This is a genomic window from Dokdonia sp. Dokd-P16 (genome assembly GCF_003095655.1).
Classification (GTDB): Bacteria; Bacteroidota; Bacteroidia; order Flavobacteriales; family Flavobacteriaceae; genus Dokdonia.
Genome location: NZ_CP029151.1, coordinates 2,641,096 through 2,658,897, shown reverse-complemented (window position 1 = coordinate 2,658,897; position 17,802 = coordinate 2,641,096). Strand labels below are relative to the sequence as shown.

The window sequence follows — 17,802 nt, the reverse complement described above, 5'->3', positions numbered from 1 at the left end:
TAACAATTAAAACCTTCATGAAATATATTTTAGTACTCCTACTCTGCTTTAATCTTACCAGTTCATTTAGTCAAATAGAGGAACATGAAAAAGAGGATCATTTTATTAAAATCTGGGGCTTACTAAAATATTACCACCCAGATATAAGTAACGGCGCCTATAACGTCAATAAAGAATTTATTAAGAAATATCAAAAACTGTCCTCAATAGTTACAAAGGAAGCTTTTGACAAGGAAATGATTGCTTGGATAGAAAGTTATGGAACCTCAGATTTTGACATAAAAGAGGACTTTAAACAAGAGCTTTTTACCAAAAATTATAATTTTAAGTGGATTAATGAGTCTGGTTATAGTGTGCAGCTATCGCAACTACTTAGCGACTTAAAAAATAACGCCAACTATAAAAATCATTATGCTGATATTAAAAAACTAAGCAGTTCCATTGATTTTAGTAATGACAGTGCTTTAGCAGATTTTGATTACACTAATGACGCACATAGGCTACTCTTCCTTGCTTCATTCTGGAATACGATGAATTACTGGAATGTGAATGTATACCTATCCGATACACCGTGGGAACAAACTCTTAGCGAACTAATACCAGCTTTTAGCGCTGAAGGCAAGGAGAATTTTGAAAAAGCCAAGGAGCATTTATTTAGCAAGCTCAACGATTCGCATTCCAATTATCAATATAGCTACACGCTAGATTCATTAGACAAGTTTCCAAACTTTGGAGGAAAGATTATTAATGATTCCCTTGTGATTACGTCTGTGTACGATACAAAGATATTTCAAGAGGACTCATTAACTAAAGGCGACGTAATTTATGCCGTGAATGGAGAAAAACTAGACACCTATTACAACACCAAATTTTCTGATGTAATAAGTGCTTCAAACAAGAATCATCTAAGACGCGCTATTGAAAAAACCTATTTACTGGCATCGACTAAGGATTCTATTCTTGTTAGTATATTAAAAACAAATGGTCAAAACAAAGAGCAGTATATCCAACTAAGCCCATTAGCATATCCCTACCAAAAGTATGAGCGCTTAAAGCCTACTGCGAGCGAGGACTGGAAAATAGTAAGTGATAAGATTGGGTATATAAATTTATACAACATTGATAAAAACCAACTGAAAGAAGCTTTTCGTGATTTTGAACTATTTAAAGGTATTATCATAGATCTACGTAACTATCCGAGGAATATAAGTACTGCATATATAGCGAAGTATCTGTATCCAGATAGAACAACATTTTTGAAAACGCTAACCGCCGAAAAACCTGCTTATGGAAACTATGGAGCAAATGCAGCTACAAGCTTTATCATAGACCCATTTAAAGCGGGAAAGAAAAACAAGAACTACTTTAAAGGGAAAGTGATTTTACTAGTAGACAGAACAACAGCAAGCATGGCAGAATGGATAGGAATGGCAATCCAAGCATCACCTAATTGTATTACCATGGGTGAGCAAACCTTTGGGGCCGTTATGAATAGAAACGAAGTACCACTCATGGACGGTACTAAAATTGACTTTACAGCAGTGGGCGCTTTCTATCCGGACGATCGCGGCGTACAACGTAAAGGCTTACGACTAGATCACGAGTTAAAAGAGCGTGCGCTGCACTATGATAGCGATTTATATATTAAGGAGGCAATTGCTTTGATTAGGGAGGAGTGACACCTTACTACCCTCAAAACTAAACACTTGTTACCACAAAAATTATAAGCACCAATAAATTCATTGTATATTTAGAATCATATTTATTGATTAATTATTGTAATCCTTATTACAAGCTAATATCCCTATACGATGAAGAAAATTACGTTTTTTCTATTTCTTGCGCTTGCGATGTCTATGATATCGATCGACACCCTTTACGCACAAAACGATGTACTCGCCGAACTTGAACAAATAGCTATTGTAGATCAAAAAGTCATGATGCCCATGCGTGATGGCATACGCCTCGCTACTGATATTTATAGACCAAAGACGAGTGGTAAGGTCCCTATTATTTTCTCGCGAACTCCCTATAATTTTAATTCTTGGGGTGACGGAAAACAAAGAACAAGAACTGCCGAAAGAGCGCTAGAAGCTGTAAAAAGAGGATATGCCTACGTAGTTCAAAACGAAAGAGGAAGATACTACTCTGAAGGGGAATGGGATATTCTAGGCGTACCGCTCACAGATGGGTATGATGCCTTTACATGGATGAAAAATCAATCCTGGTCTAACGGAAAAATTGGCACACTAGGATGCTCCTCTACTGCTGAGTGGCAAATGGCGGTTGCAGCACTAGATCATCCTTCTCATGCAGCTATGGTACCACAAGGTTATGGAGCTGGCGTAGGAAGAATAGGTGATATTCAAGAACAAGGAAACTGGTATCGCGGTGGTGTTGAGCAAATGCTCTTTTTCTCATGGTTGTACGGCGTGGAACATGATAAATTTAAACCTCGTATTCCTGAAGGAGCGAGACAAGAGGATTTAATAAGAATTTCACGATTTTATGATCTAGCACCAGAAAACCCGCCAGTAGATATGGCGGAGGCTTTGAAGCACTTACCTATTCAAGATATTTTAAAAAACATCAACGGTAAGAACGAGATTTTTGACAAAATGATACGTCGCAAACCTAATGATAAGGCATGGTTTGAAGGAGGTATCTATCATGATAACAAAGATATTGGTGTACCTAGTTTCTGGTTTGCCTCTTGGTATGATGTTTCCATTACTCCTAACCTAGCGTTATTTAACCACGTTAGAAATAATACTAAGGATGCCACTGTGAGAGATAATCAATATCTCGTTATTGCTCCTACCCTACATTGTGCATACACAAGAGCAACAGAAAATACCATTGTGGGTGAGCGCAGCGTAGGTGATGCAACACTCAATTATGAAGAGCAGATTTATGGATGGTTTGATTTATGGCTTAAGGGTGAGAAAAATGACTTTAAAGAAAAAACACCTAGAGTTCAGTATTATACCATGGGTAGTAATAAGTGGCAAGCTGCCGAAACCTGGCCTCCTAAAAAAGCTGAACCTACCACCTATTATTTAAATAGTAATGGAAATGCCAATAGCCGTTTTGGAGATGGGACATTATCTACTACTAAAGCAACTTCGGATAATGCAGATGGGTTTACATATGACCCTATGCAACCAGTTCCTTCTTATGGTGGTAATGTATGTTGTACAGGAAATGCCGTTCAAGGTGGCGCTTTTGACCAACAACAAATGGAAACTAGAAATGACATCTTAGTGTATACTACAGATCCATTAGAAGAAGGCGTAGAAGTATCTGGTTTTATAAATAGTACATTATACGTGTCGTCTGATGTGAAAGACACCGACTTTACTATCAAGCTGATTGATGTTTATCCAGACGGGAGAGCGTACAATTTGGATGAAACGATACAGCGTGCAAGATACCGAGAAGGATATGACAAAGAGGTATTTATGAAAAAGGGCGAAATATATAAATTAGACCTTACGCCGATGTCTACAAGTAATTATTTTAAAAAAGGACATCGCATTCGTGTAGAAATCTCAAGTAGTAACTTCCCGCGTTTTGCTCGCAATCTCAATACTGGGGGAAATAATTATGATGAAAAAGAAGGTGTTGTAGCACATAATAACGTGCATCACTCGGCGGTACATGCATCATCTATCGAACTGCCAATGATCAAAGATTAGATAACAACCATCATTGTAAGTTTTCAATGTATCATACCTAGGCTATTTACTAGCTAAGTCATTTCATTGTTAAACCTTCATTAAAAAATAATAATTCACTGTGCGAGTCTTTGCTATTGCAAATGACTCGCATACTTTTGTAAAATCGTTTTATCTGCTCACACTTTACTTGATTTTTCAGGTAAATGAACGGTCTACAGTATTTATAATTGACCACATTTATACTAATAGAGACTAGCACTATTTAACCGTCTTTATTGTTAGGAATAGCCGATAAAAGCGTCTAAAATTATCTTTTAAAAAATTTAATATTCAAGGTGTCTTCAAGTAATGAATACACACTTTTAAAACTTATAAATGTTACACTACATCAAAGAAGTACTCGATAATATGCCCAACGACTGGATAGATCTTACTACCCATAGATTGGATATTTATAATGAAACGCTTGCAAAATCTGAGTTTTTAGATGAATTTGAAGCTTTATACAATGAGAAAAATGCAACTACTGTTGCTCTTGCAAATCTTCCAACAGCCTATGATTACATAAGGTTAGGCCACCCACTTTCTAGTATTCTAGAATGGAGCGTTGCGAGATTATTACACCTAGAATCAGACAGCGTTATTAGCTTTGATTCTATTACTGTTCCAGTACTTGCCGTGCTGAGAAAGAATTTATTAGACGGTAAAAAGACGCAAATCAACTACACAGGAAAACTTCCTGCTATTTTTGATGTAGAAGCCCTGAAACGCGTTTACGGTTATCACTTTGAACTTAACCAAGTGGACAGTCCAGAAGATATTTCGGCTTTTGACGGAAGTACTGTTTATCTCTCGCAAAAGAACCAAATAAAAGCAGAACCTATAGCAAACAGCATTGATTTTCACGTAAGTGTATATAAAAATATAGGTAGTTTGCTCGTTATAAACGGTGAGGACAATCACGACTACGTTTCAGATATTCAACACGTGCGTAGAAGGGAAACTATTGCCATGACACCTTCAAATTCGTTAGTAGCATTAACATCATTGGTGCATAATGCTCCGATTAAATATACGGCTGGTAATGTAGCAAAAGATAAAGCACGTGTACACGAACTCATTAAAGAAGTAAATGGAACCGATACAGAGCCTCTCGTGGCTTCTAGCGGACTTTCTATACAATATGCTATCATGATGGGGTTAGTGGATGACGCTATCAATAAACATCCTGGAAAGGAGATTAAATTTATTGTCCCTCCTAACTGTTATGGTGGTACAAATGATCAATCTAGACGCGTTGCTGCTTGCCTTGATAATGTAGAAGTTGTGGATCTTCCTGTTGATGGTGATAATGATATGGTACAGAGCATAGACACTGTACTTACTAAAATAGCTGCACAGGATGCAGTACCTTATATTATTGCAGAAATACCAACGAACCCAAGGGTAGAAGTTCCAGATCTTTTAAAACTAAAAGAAGCGCTTAGTAAAAAGCGCACTACGCCTACTGGAGAAACAGCAATAGACCCTGTTTTTATTCTCGATCAAACGTTTTGTCCTAATGTTCACTTCTTAGGAGAAGATAAAATACTATCTACTGTACGCACCATTTCTTATGCCAGCGGATCAAAATTTCCAAGTGGCGGTAAATGTACTGCAGGCTATTGCGTAGTAAACAATAAAGCAGAAGACCTCATTAAGAGCATCTTTTTTCACCTTGAGCTTTGCGATAACGAGGCGACAGATTTACAATATGAGATTCTAGCGGCACAGTTACCTTCTATGAACGAGCGTATTGCAGCGGCTTATGTAAACACTCGTGAGTTTGTAACCTTTATAGAAAAGGAACTTCCGGGTGCAAAAATCAATTTTGTATCAGAAGAGCTAGCCGCACAAGGATTTACTCCTTCGGTATTTTCTCTAGATTTACCTACTAAGGGAGCTAATGACGTGGAGAGAGAGCAATACAAAAGAGCTCTTAATCTTAAGCTTATTAACTTAATGATTACAGAGATTCCTAATGAAAGTAAATTTTGTGTAAGCTACGGCCAGCTTAAAGGCTGTTACTGGACTATTCCAGCTACCTCGACGCAAGGAACCACTAAAGAAGGTGATAAAGATTACATCGTGAGAGCTTCTCTCTCACCAGATTTAGATTTAGATTTACATAAAAAGGTATTTCTAGATTTTGTAAAGTCTATATAACATAAAAAGGGAGATGCTAAGCATCTCCCTTTTATTTTTGTGTTGATATTTAATAGTTACGCTTTCGCGAAAAAGTGCTTTGACTTATAATCCTTTAATAACTGCAAGTGCTTTAGGTATATGTTTTGCAGCCATCATGCTATTGAAACGCATCTTTATAATTCCACTTGCATCTACTACGAAAGTTTCTCTACCAGGCAGTAGACCCAATAGTTCATTCTTTACACCATATTTTTTACGCACCTTATTATTTGCGTCTGAAAGCGTATCAAATGGTAAATTATGCTTTGCTCTAAAGCGTTTATGACTTTCTACGCTATCTGCACTTATGCCAAATACTTTTGCTCCTGCATCTGTAAAATCTTGGTACTGATCTCTAAAACTACAAGCTTGAGCAGTACAACCAGGTGTAAAGTTTTTAGGATAAAAATAGATTACCATAGGTACCTTCCCTATCAATTCGTCTACAATTACTGACTCGTTGTCTTGATTATTAAGCGTAAAACCAGGTGCCTTATCTCCTATCTTTAATGCCATAGTTATTCGCCTTTATAGGTTACAAAGTTACGAGGCGTCTCATATAAGGTGATCTCTAAATCAAATTTAGGATCTAAAACCGCTTTAATCTTTTTATGAATCACAACCGCTATATTTTCGGCTGTCGGATTTAAAGATTTAAATTCTGGAACCTCAAGATTAAGATTCTTGTGGTCTAAATAATCCTCTACCTCTGCCTTTATAATATCTTTTAAAATCTTAAGGTCAATGAGAAATCCTGTTTCAGGATCAATTTCCCCACTTACACTAACTGTGAGATCATAATTATGACCGTGAAAATTAGGGTTACTACACTTCCCAAATATTTGCATATTCTTTGCATCGTCCCAGTCTGCTCTGTACAATCTATGAGCGGCATTAAAATGCGCTTTTCTATGTGCAGTTATTCTCATCGCTTAATGTGGGTATAAAATTTATCAAAAATGATTTTAAACCACTCTGTATATAGTTCTTGATGATTTGCAATATCAGTTTTCACATCTTCTAGATCCATCCATTTCCAAGCCGCAACTTCATCTTCATTGATAGCCGGAGATTGTTCAGAATGACCTATTAGGATATGATCTAGCTCATGCTCTGTAAGACCATTATCAAAAGGAGCTTTGTAAATAAATGAGATAGTCTCTTCTAAGGATACAGAAAAGCCCATTTCTTCTTGAAGACGTCGCATACCGGCTTCTACATTACTTTCCCCCTCACGCTGGTGACTGCAGCAAGTATTTGTCCAGAGTCCTGGACTATGGTATTTGTGTAATGCTCGTTGCTGTAACATAAGTTCATTCTTACTGTTAAAAACAAACACGGAAAAAGCCCTGTGTAACACAGCTTTTTCATGAGCTTCCATTTTGGGCATAAGCCCTATTTGATTGTCATTTTCATCCACAAGGATGACTAATTCTTCTTTCATAAGCTTTGTAAAAATACAAATAACTCATAAAAAAAGCGCCTCTATTGAGGCGCTCTTATTATTAATATATGAGATTTTAGTACTAATTACTTACTACTATAAACTCACTACGTCTATTTAATTGATGTTGCTCCTTACTACAACGTACACCATTACCACAGTCGTTAACAAGCTGTGTTTCTCCATATCCCTTTCCGGTCAATCTTGATGCACTTATCCCTTTTGAAATAAGCCAGTCTCTAGTAGAAACATTTCTGTTTTGTGATAAATTAAGGTTATACGCATCTCTACCTCTACTATCTGTATGAGATCGTACGTCTATGCGCACAGAAGGGTAAGTTTCCATATATACTAATACCTTAGCAAGCTCTACCTCTGCATCTGGACGTATATCATACTTATCAAAGTTGAAGTATATAGGATTAAGGTCTAATATTTTTGCAATATCATCTCCAGGAACCACTGGTTTTAATGTTTTTTCTAACTGTAATATCTCTTCTATTTCAGAAGAAACATTAGGCGTGGTTACCATTTTCTCCGAAGTATTGTATCCTTCCTTCTCTGCTCTGATAAGGAAAATCTTATCACAATCAGGAATGAAAGCAAACGCTGCAGATGCTCCAGTGACAACAGATTTGAACAAATTATTGTTCGTGTCATACAAACTTACTGTTGCACCCTCAAGATAAGCTCCTGTATTTTTATCTGTAACAATACCTGATAATAAAATATCACAAGGAGCAGAAGGTTTCTTTATTTGCTTAAGCATATAAATATCATCATCTATTCCTCTGTTACCACGATTAGATGACAAAAACCCAGTATTAGACTCACTATTTATTACAAAGGCAAAATCATCTTTTGAGGTATTTGCAGGCTCTCCTAAGTTAAGTATTTCTGCAGTTTCTCCATTTTTACCTAAAGCAGTAACAAATAGATCTAAACCTCCCAATCCAGGATGACCGTCTGATGCAAAATAAATATCATTTTCCGAACTAATAAAAGGAAATGACTCTCTACCTTCCGTATTAATACCGCTACCTAGATTTACAGGTGTTCCATAGGTTTCATCATCATTTATAGATACATACCATAAATCAGAAAGTCCAAAACTTCCAGGCATATCAGATGAAAAATACAGTCGACTGCCATCCACGCTTAACGCCGGGTGAGCTACTGTATACTCATCACTATTAAATGGAAGCTCTTGAGAATCTGTCCATTTACCATTAACTAGTGATGCTTTATAAAGCTTAAGCTTATTTGTCCCATCATTATCTTCTCTATACTTCCCGTTATTATAATTATTACGAGTAAAGTAAACAGTTTTACCATCTTCTGTAAATACAGGGGTACTCTCATGGTACTGTGTATTTAAATGGGCGCTAAACTTTTCAACATATCTATTGCCAGCATCTTGATCAACTTTATTCAAACTTACTTGGTATAAGTTTAAAAATGGCTGACCATTCCACTTGTGTATACGCTTTGTAAAAGATCCTGTATCTCTGTTAGAAGCGAAGATAAGTTTGTCCTTATAAAGCATAGGACCAAAGTCTGAATAACCAGAGTTAATCTTGGTTTTTGAAACTTCATAAGAACCTTTTTGGTAATCTATTTCCCTTAAATAATCTGGAGTTTCCTTGAATAAGACTGCTCTTTTATCATCTTCCTTGATATCAAAAAATCTAGACATCATTCTATCTGATAATGCATAGTCTTTTGTTGCTCTTAAAGAGAGTGCATATCTAAAGTAAGCTTCTGCTTCTGCTGCTTCAGGAAATTGCTCTATCAGCTTACCGAAGTAAATAGAGGCCTTGTCATAACGTGCATTTAAATAATAAGAATCTCCTAACCTTTTGAATAAATCTGCAGACTCATAGCCTTTATCTGCTACTTTTTGGTAGATTTCTTGTGCATCTACAAAATCATATTGATTGAAATTCTTTGTACCTCTCTCTATTTTTCCTTCTTGTGCGTTTCCTACAATTGTAGTCAACAAAAGGAGTGCAATAGTAATATATTTCATAGTAGACTTTTATTAAAAGAATCTCGGGGTTAACATTCTGTCGTACTCATTGAAAAGTTCAAAACGTAAAAACACTTCAAAACTTCCATCATTATAAACTGTATTTCCTAAATCAGTGCTTTCTCTATCATAAGCAAGACCTATAAGCATACTATCTGAAACTTGGAAACCTACTAAACCACTCAAAGCGGCACTCCATCTATAGGCTGCTCCCAAGTGTAATTTCTCCATTACTAGAAAATTTGCGGTAAGGTCAACTTGCAAAGGTGCTCCAGACACAAGCTTAACTAAAGTACTAGGCTTAAATTTAAGCTGATCGCTTATATCAAAAGTATACCCCATAATACCATAGTAATTAATACGTTCTTCAGCTATGAAACTAGCCGAGTTGCTATTATTACTTTGATCAAAATGCTCTGTTTGAATCAGGTTAGGCACACTTAATCCTGCATAAAATCTATCAGTATGATAATAAAGTCCGGCTCCAATAATTGGTGAAATTTTATTATCTATATTTTGAGAAAAACGAGGATCAGAAACATCAAAAAGCGTAAGTTTTGAAAAATCTACATCGAGTACGTGTCCTCCTGCCTTCAATCCAAAACTAAGTTTCCCACTATTTGATGTATTAATTGTATAACTAAAATCTGCACCTATGTAAGTTTCTTGTGCAGGTCCTAATGCGTCATTAACAATTGATAAACCAAGCCCAACTTTACCTTCGCCTATAGGAGAATGTATACTTAAACTTTGTGTGCGAGGAGCCCCTTCAAGCCCTACCCATTGACTTCTATGTAACCCCACAATACTAGTAACACCTCTGTTACCTGCATATGCTGGATTTATAGCTACAGTATTATACATGTATTGTGTATACTGTGGGTCTTGCTGTGCACTTACTTCTGTAAGACTCAAACCCGTAATAACTAATAGGACTATAAGATGTAGTTGTTTCATTCTAACTTTATTTGTTGCACTTATAATAAATGACTTTTTGGTAAAAATAGTTTAATTTGAATAATTTATAATTTGAGAGTTAGCTCACATGCTCTAAGTGTACTTCATCTAGAAATTTGATTATTTTACCCTAATCGCATTAAAATTTCAAAAAGTCAAATATTATTTATGATAGTTGTTATAACGCTTTCGCGAAAGCGTTATTTATATTAACGATTAATGTATAAATATCCACTCTTTCTCTTCAGACCATCTGGTGTTTGATAAGTAATAAGATAGAAATATGTTCCAGCAGGTAGTCCATCATCTGTTCCAATAGTAGCTCTACCTTCAGAGATACCTTTGAAACCAGTACTTGGATCATTTGTATAGCCATCTTGTTCAAAAACTTGAACACCCCATCTATTAAATATCTGAACATTATTATCTGGGAAAGCATCAATTCCTTCTATGATAAGGAAATCATTTACTCCATCACCATCTGGTGAGATACCATTGAAAACTTCAATATCAAAAATATTAAGTACACCTTGGAAGGTAGTAAGTGTAGGATCATCTGGGTTACCATCCATATTAGGGTCAACATTTTCATCGTTGTTAGGGTCATCAGATAAATCTGTTACATCTTCACCGTTTGAGTTTGTTGCATTTACTATTGCCTGATTTAATACGAAACCATTTGCTATATCAAAAGGAGTAACTATGTAAGTAGCCGTAAATGTTGTACTGTCTGATTCTCCTGGTAATAATGATATAGGTCCTCCATCAACTGTTACTAATGGGTCAGTTATGGTGATATTATCTAATGGAAGTGATCCTGTATTAGTCACAGTAAATGTGTACTGAATTACTTCTCCATCTTGAATTAAACCATCACCATCAATATCGAGAGTTGTTCCTACTTTCTCTAAAGCTATTGAACTTTCAATTGGAAGAGTAGTAACTGTTTCATCATCTTCGACACTATTATTATCGTCTGAAATATCAACAACATCAACGCCATCAGGATCTTGCCCTGTTGCAATAGCTTGATTAGTTACAAATCCAGTATCTATGTCACTTTGAACTATAGTATAAATAGCTACAAATGTAGTATTATCTGTCTCACCTGCCTCCAAGTCAATAGGTCCGCCAGTTACAGTTACTAATGGATCTTCAATGATAATATTTGTAACCGTTACATTTCCTGTATTTGTAACTGTGAAGTTATATGTGATTGTTTCGCCTACTTGAGCAAATCCATCTCCATCAACATCATTAAATACAGCTGTTTTGATTAAACTTATACTCGCCCCTTGAGGTAAGTCTGTTACAGTAATGTCATCCTCAAGGTTACTATCGTCATCTGAAGTATCTGTTACGTCATTGCCATCAGGGTTTTGTCCTGTAACTAACGCTTGGTTTGATACTCCTCCAGCATCCACATCTGTTTGGGTTAATGTATAAACAGCACTAAAAGTATCGGTATCAATTTCTCCAGCTGATAAATCAATTGGTCCGCCAGTTACAGCTACTAATGGATCTGTGATTACAATGTTTGCGATTGTTACGTTTCCAGTATTTGTTACTGTGAAGTTATATGTTACAGTCTCTCCTACCTGTGCAAAGCCATCTCCACTTTCATCATTAAAGAATCCAGTCTTTATTAGAGCAATCGCTCCAGCATCTGTTGGGAAGGTTGTGATTGTCTCATCATCCTCAAGATTACTATCGTCGTCTGAAGTATCTGTTACATCGTCACCATCAGGATTCTGTCCTGTTGCAAGTGCTTGGTTTGTTACTCCACCATTATCAATATCTTCTTGCGTAATAGTATAGATAGCACTAAAGGTTGTAGCGTCTGAAGCACCAGCAAGTAAATCAATAGGTCCGCCAGTTACAGTTACCATTGGATCAGTAATTACAATATTCGTAATCGTTACGTTTCCAGTGTTTGTTACTGTGAAGTTATATGTTACTGTCTCTCCTGCTTGAGCGAAACCATCTCCGTTTACATCATTAAATGTTCCAGTCTTAATTAATGCAATCGCTCCTTCGTCTGTTGGAAAAGTAGTGATTGTTTCATCATCTTCAAGGTTACTGTCATCATCTGAAGTATCTGTTACATCGTCACCATCAGGATTCTGTCCTGTAGCAAGTGCTTGGTTTGTTACACCGCCAGCATCAATATCCGCTTGAGTAATGGTGTATACTGCACTGAATGTATCTGTATCAATGCCACCAACTGCTAAATCAATTGGTCCACCAGTTACAGCTACTAATTCATCCGTAATTACAATATTGGTAATCGTTACGTTTCCAGTGTTTGTTACTGTGAAATTATATGTTACTGTTTCTCCTGCTTGCGCAAAACCATCTCCGTTTACATCATTAAATGTTCCAGTCTTAATTAATGCAATCGCTCCTTCATCAGTTGGGAAAGTCGTGATTGTTTCATCATCTTCAAGGTTACTGTCATCATCTGAATTATCTGTTACATCATCGCCATCAGGATTCTGTCCTGTAGCAAGTGCTTGGTTGGTTACTCCGCCAGCATCAATATCCGATTGAGTAATTGTGTATACTGCACTGAATGTATCTGTATCAATACCACCAACTGCTAAATCAATTGGTCCGCCAATTACAGCTACTAATTCATCCGTAATTACAATATTGGTAATAGTTACGTTTCCAGTGTTTGTTACTGTAAAATTATATGTTACTGTTTCCCCTGCTTGAGCGAAACCATCTCCGTTTACATCATTAAATGTTCCATTCTTGATTAATGCAATCGCTCCTTCGTCTGTTGGGAACGTAGTGATTGTCTCATCATCCTCAAGGTTACTGTCATCATCTGAAGTATCTGTTACATCATCGCCATCAGGATTTTGCCCTGTAGCAAGTGCTTGGTTGGTTACTCCACCAGCATCAATATCCGATTGAGTAATGGTGTATACTGCACTGAATGTATCTGTATCAACGCCACCAACTGCTAAATCAATTGGTCCACCAGTTACAGCTACTAATTCATCCGTAATTGCAATATTGGTAATCGTTACGTTTCCAGTGTTTGTTACTGTGAAATTATATGTTACTGTTTCTCCTGCTTGCGCAAAACCATCTCCGTTTACATCATTAAATGTTCCAGTCTTGATTAGTGCAATCGCTCCTTCGTCTGTTGGGAAAGTCGTGATTGTTTCATCATCTTCAAGATTACTATTGTCATCAGAATTATCTGTTACATCATCGCCATCAGGATTCTGTCCTGTAGCAAGTGCTTGGTTGGTTACTCCACCAGCATCAATATCCGATTGAGTAATGGTGTATACTGCACTGAATGTATCTGTATCAACGCCACCAACTGCTAAATCAATTGGTCCGCCAGTTACAGCTACTAATTCATCCGTAATTGCAATATTGGTAATCGTTACGTTTCCAGTGTTTGTTACTGTGAAGTTATATGTTACAGTCTCTCCTGCTTGCGCAAAACCATCTCCGTTTACATCATTAAACGCTCCAGTCTTGATTAATGCAATCGCTCCTTCGTCTGTTGGGAAAGTCGTGATTGTTTCATCATCTTCAAGGTTACTGTCATCATCTGAATTATCTGTTACATCATCGCCATCAGGATTCTGTCCTGTAGCAAGTGCTTGGTTTGTTACTCCGCCAGCATCAATATCCGATTGAGTAATTGTGTATACTGCACTGAATGTATCTGTATCAATACCACCAACTGCTAAATCAATTGGTCCGCCAATTACAGCTACTAATTCATCCGTAATTGCAATATTGGTAATCGTTACGTTTCCAGTGTTTGTTACTGTAAAATTATATGTTACTGTTTCCCCTGCTTGAGCGAAACCATCTCCGTTTACATCATTAAATGTTCCATTCTTGATTAATGCAATCGCTCCTTCGTCTGTTGGGAACGTAGTGATTGTCTCATCATCCTCAAGGTTACTGTCATCATCTGAAGTATCTGTTACATCATCGCCATCAGGATTTTGCCCTGTAGCAAGTGCTTGGTTGGTTACTCCACCAGCATCAATATCCGATTGAGTAATTGTGTATACTGCACTGAATGTATCTGTATCAACGCCACCAACTGCTAAATCAATTGGTCCACCAGTTACAGCTACTAATTCATCCGTAATTGCAATATTGGTAATCGTTACGTTTCCAGTGTTTGTTACTGTGAAATTATATGTTACTGTTTCTCCTGCTTGCGCAAAACCATCTCCGTTTACATCATTAAATGTTCCAGTCTTGATTAGTGCAATCGCTCCTTCATCAGTTGGGAAAGTCGTGATTGTTTCATCATCTTCAAGATTACTATTGTCATCAGAATTATCTGTTACATCATCGCCATCAGGATTCTGTCCTGTAGCAAGTGCTTGGTTGGTTACTCCACCAGCATCAATATCCGATTGAGTAATTGTGTATACTGCACTGAATGTATCTGTATCAACGCCACCAACTGCTAAATCAATTGGTCCGCCAGTTACAGCTACTAATTCATCCGTAATTGCAATATTGGTAATCGTTACGTTTCCAGTGTTTGTTACTGTGAAGTTATATGTTACAGTCTCTCCTGCTTGAGCAAAACCATCTCCGTTTACATCATTAAACGCTCCAGTCTTGATTAATGCAATCGCTCCTTCGTCTGTTGGGAAAGTCGTGATTGTTTCATCATCTTCAAGATTACTATTGTCATCAGAATTATCTGTTACATCATCGCCATCAGGATTCTGTCCTGTAGCAAGTGCTTGGTTGGTTACTCCACCAGCATCAATATCCGATTGAGTAATTGTGTATACTGCACTGAATGTATCTGTATCAACGCCACCAACTGCTAAATCAATTGGTCCACCAGTTACAGCTACTAATTCATCCGTAATTGCAATATTGGTAATCGTTACGTTTCCAGTGTTTGTTACTGTGAAATTATATGTTACTGTTTCTCCTGCTTGCGCAAAACCATCTCCGTTTACATCATTAAATGTTCCAGTCTTGATTAGTGCAATCGCTCCTTCATCAGTTGGGAAAGTCGTGATTGTTTCTTCATCTTCAAGATTACTATTGTCATCAGAATTATCTGTTACATCATCGCCATCAGGATTCTGTCCTGTAGCAAGTGCTTGGTTGGTTACTCCACCAGCATCAATATCCGATTGAGTAATTGTGTATACTGCACTGAATGTATCTGTATCAACGCCACCAACTGCTAAATCAATTGGTCCGCCAGTTACAGCTACTAATTCATCCGTAATTGCAATATTGGTAATCGTTACGTTTCCAGTGTTTGTTACTGTGAAGTTATATGTTACAGTCTCTCCTGCTTGCGCAAAACCATCTCCGTTTACATCATTAAATGTTCCAGTCTTGATTAGTGCAATCGCTCCTTCATCAGTTGGGAAAGTCGTGATTGTTTCATCATCTTCAAGATTACTATTGTCATCTGAATTATCTGTTACATCATCGCCATCAGGATTCTGTCCTGTACCAAGTGCTTGGTTGGTTACTCCACCAGCATCAATATCAGTTTGAGTAATTGTGTACACTGCACTGAATGTATCTGTATCAACGCCACCAACTGCTAAATCAATTGGTCCGCCAGTTACAGCTACTAATTCATCCGTAATTGCAATATTGGTAATCGTTACGTTTCCAGTGTTTGTTACTGTGAAGTTATATGTTACAGTCTCTCCTGCTTGAGCGAAACCATCTCCGTTTACATCATTAAACGTTCCAGTCTTGATTAATGCAATCGCTCCTTCGTCTGTTGGGAAAGTCGTGATTGTTTCATCATCTTCAAGATTACTATTGTCATCTGAATTATCTGTTACATCATCGCCATCAGGATTCTGTCCTGTAGCAAGTGCTTGGTTGGTTACTCCACCAGCATCAATATCCGCTTGAGTAATTGTGTACACTGCACTGAATGTATCAGTATCAACGCCGCCAACTGCTAAATCAATTGGTCCGCCAGTTACAGCTACTAATTCATCCGTAATTACAATATTGGTAATCGTTACGTTTCCAGTGTTTGTTACTGTGAAGTTATACGTTACAGTTTCTCCCGCTTGCGCAAAACCATCTCCGTTTACATCATTAAATGTTCCAGTCTTGATTAGTGCAATCGCTCCTTCATCAGTTGGGAAAGTCGTGATTGTTTCATCATCTTCAAGATTACTATTGTCATCAGAATTATCTGTTACATCATCGCCATCAGGATTCTGTCCTGTAGCAAGTGCTTGGTTGGTTACTCCACCGGCATCAATATCCGTTTGAGTAATTGTGTATACTGCACTGAATGTATCTGTATCAATGCCACCAACTGCTAAATCAATTGGTCCACCAGTTACAGCTACTAATTCATCTGTAACAATAATATTGGTAAGAGTGCTAGTTCCCGTATTTGTTACTGTAAAATTATATGTTACTGTTTCTCCCGCTTGAGCGAAACCATCTCCATTAACATCGTTAAATGTCCCTTCTTTAATTAGTGCAATCAAATCAGATCTTTCTATGGCAGTAACTGTAGGATCATCAGTCAAATCACTATTAATAGTGCCATCTCCATTTGGAGTTTCAATTGTTTCAGGATTTAGGATTTCTAGTCCATTTACATCTGTTCCAGCATCTGAAATATCAGTCACATCGTTAATTCCAATTGGACTACTACCAACGGCAGAAGCACTGTTTTCGAAATAGCCTAAATCAACGTCGGCTTGAGTAATCTGATGTTCTGCTACAACAGTAACACTATCTCCTGGAGCCAACTCAGCAATTGGATTTCCAGAAATAATAGTGGCATTATCATCTGTAACAATAATATCAGTAAGATTGGTATTACCTGAATTTGTTACTACAATATCATAAGTAATGATGTCATTTAAAATACCCGAAGCACTTGTTTGACTTTTTATAAGGCTCAAATTATTATCTGCTGTATAAGTGAAAATACTCGAACTTCCTCCAGCAAATGTGTTTTTATCTGATGCAGATAAAACAGTTTGAAAACCATTATTAGCGTCTTCTTGACTCGAATTTTCAATAACGGTTATTGGAAATGTTAAAGATCCAAAATCGTCACCAGCTATAATAGCATATTGACTTAAAGTCAAGACATTGCTAACAGCATCATAAGATGGAGTAAAATAATTCAAAAGTGTACCAGTTATTGCACTAGTATCGCCATCTGTTAATTCCACCAATTGAAATATAACTTCAATCTTAACATTAGGCAAACCTGTATCTGGATCCAATGCAGGAACCTCTAAACCGGACGACTCTGCCAGAATAAAGCTTCCGGTACCTGTACCATTCAACTCAAGAGTCTCTAGTGGAGCAGGATTTATATTTGCTTCCGGAATTGAAACAGATTGACCAAAGCTCGTTAAGCTTAAAGTAAAAATGATTACTATTATTAAAATTTTCTTCATCTTATGAATTTTCTACGTAAATAATAAGGATACTTTTAACTA

At 37.0% G+C, this 17,802-nt stretch carries 9 protein-coding genes; 3 read left to right on the top strand and 6 right to left on the bottom strand.

Annotated features, from left to right (window positions below):
* The first annotated feature begins 17 nt into the window (after positions 1-17).
* From DCS32_RS11860 to DCS32_RS11850, 3 genes are all read left to right on the top strand, one after another.
* Positions 18-1,679, top strand: a complete 1,662-nt coding sequence (locus tag DCS32_RS11860) for a S41 family peptidase (protein WP_108878457.1) — start codon at positions 18-20, stop codon at positions 1,677-1,679.
* A 132-nt stretch (positions 1,680-1,811) separates the two neighbouring features.
* Complete coding sequence (locus tag DCS32_RS11855) at positions 1,812-3,698, top strand: CocE/NonD family hydrolase (protein ID WP_108878456.1); 1,887 nt, start codon at positions 1,812-1,814, stop codon at positions 3,696-3,698.
* Between the two features lie 357 nt (positions 3,699-4,055).
* A complete protein-coding gene (locus DCS32_RS11850) occupies positions 4,056-5,885 on the top strand; it encodes a PLP-dependent transferase (protein ID WP_108878455.1) in 1,830 nt (609 codons plus the stop codon).
* Positions 5,886-5,969: 84 nt separating this feature from the next.
* On the opposite strand, the gene DCS32_RS11845 is transcribed toward DCS32_RS11850, so the two are convergent.
* The 6 genes from DCS32_RS11845 to DCS32_RS11820 all read right to left on the bottom strand — a co-directional run bounded on the left by DCS32_RS11845 (position 5,970) and on the right by DCS32_RS11820 (position 17,760).
* Entirely contained in the window at positions 5,970-6,422 is a 453-nt protein-coding gene (locus DCS32_RS11845; protein WP_108878454.1) for a peroxiredoxin, read from the bottom strand.
* Positions 6,423-6,424: 2 nt separating this feature from the next.
* On the bottom strand, positions 6,425-6,835 hold the full coding sequence (locus tag DCS32_RS11840) for a 6-pyruvoyl trahydropterin synthase family protein (protein ID WP_108878453.1): 411 nt from the start codon (positions 6,833-6,835) through the stop codon (positions 6,425-6,427).
* The gene (idi, locus tag DCS32_RS11835; protein WP_108878452.1) at positions 6,832-7,350 is read right to left on the bottom strand and encodes an isopentenyl-diphosphate Delta-isomerase; all 519 of its coding nucleotides are present in this window, start codon (positions 7,348-7,350) and stop codon (positions 6,832-6,834) included. Before idi ends, DCS32_RS11840 begins: the two co-directional genes overlap by 4 nt.
* An 82-nt stretch (positions 7,351-7,432) precedes the next feature.
* Positions 7,433-9,379, bottom strand: a complete 1,947-nt coding sequence (locus tag DCS32_RS11830; RefSeq protein WP_108878451.1) for an OmpA family protein — start codon at positions 9,377-9,379, stop codon at positions 7,433-7,435.
* A 12-nt stretch (positions 9,380-9,391) separates the two neighbouring features.
* Complete coding sequence (locus tag DCS32_RS11825; protein ID WP_108878450.1) at positions 9,392-10,336, bottom strand: type IX secretion system membrane protein PorP/SprF; 945 nt, start codon at positions 10,334-10,336, stop codon at positions 9,392-9,394.
* Between the two features lie 209 nt (positions 10,337-10,545).
* On the bottom strand, positions 10,546-17,760 hold the full coding sequence (locus tag DCS32_RS11820; RefSeq protein ID WP_108878449.1) for a gliding motility-associated C-terminal domain-containing protein: 7,215 nt from the start codon (positions 17,758-17,760) through the stop codon (positions 10,546-10,548).
* Positions 17,761-17,802: the final 42 nt, after the last annotated feature.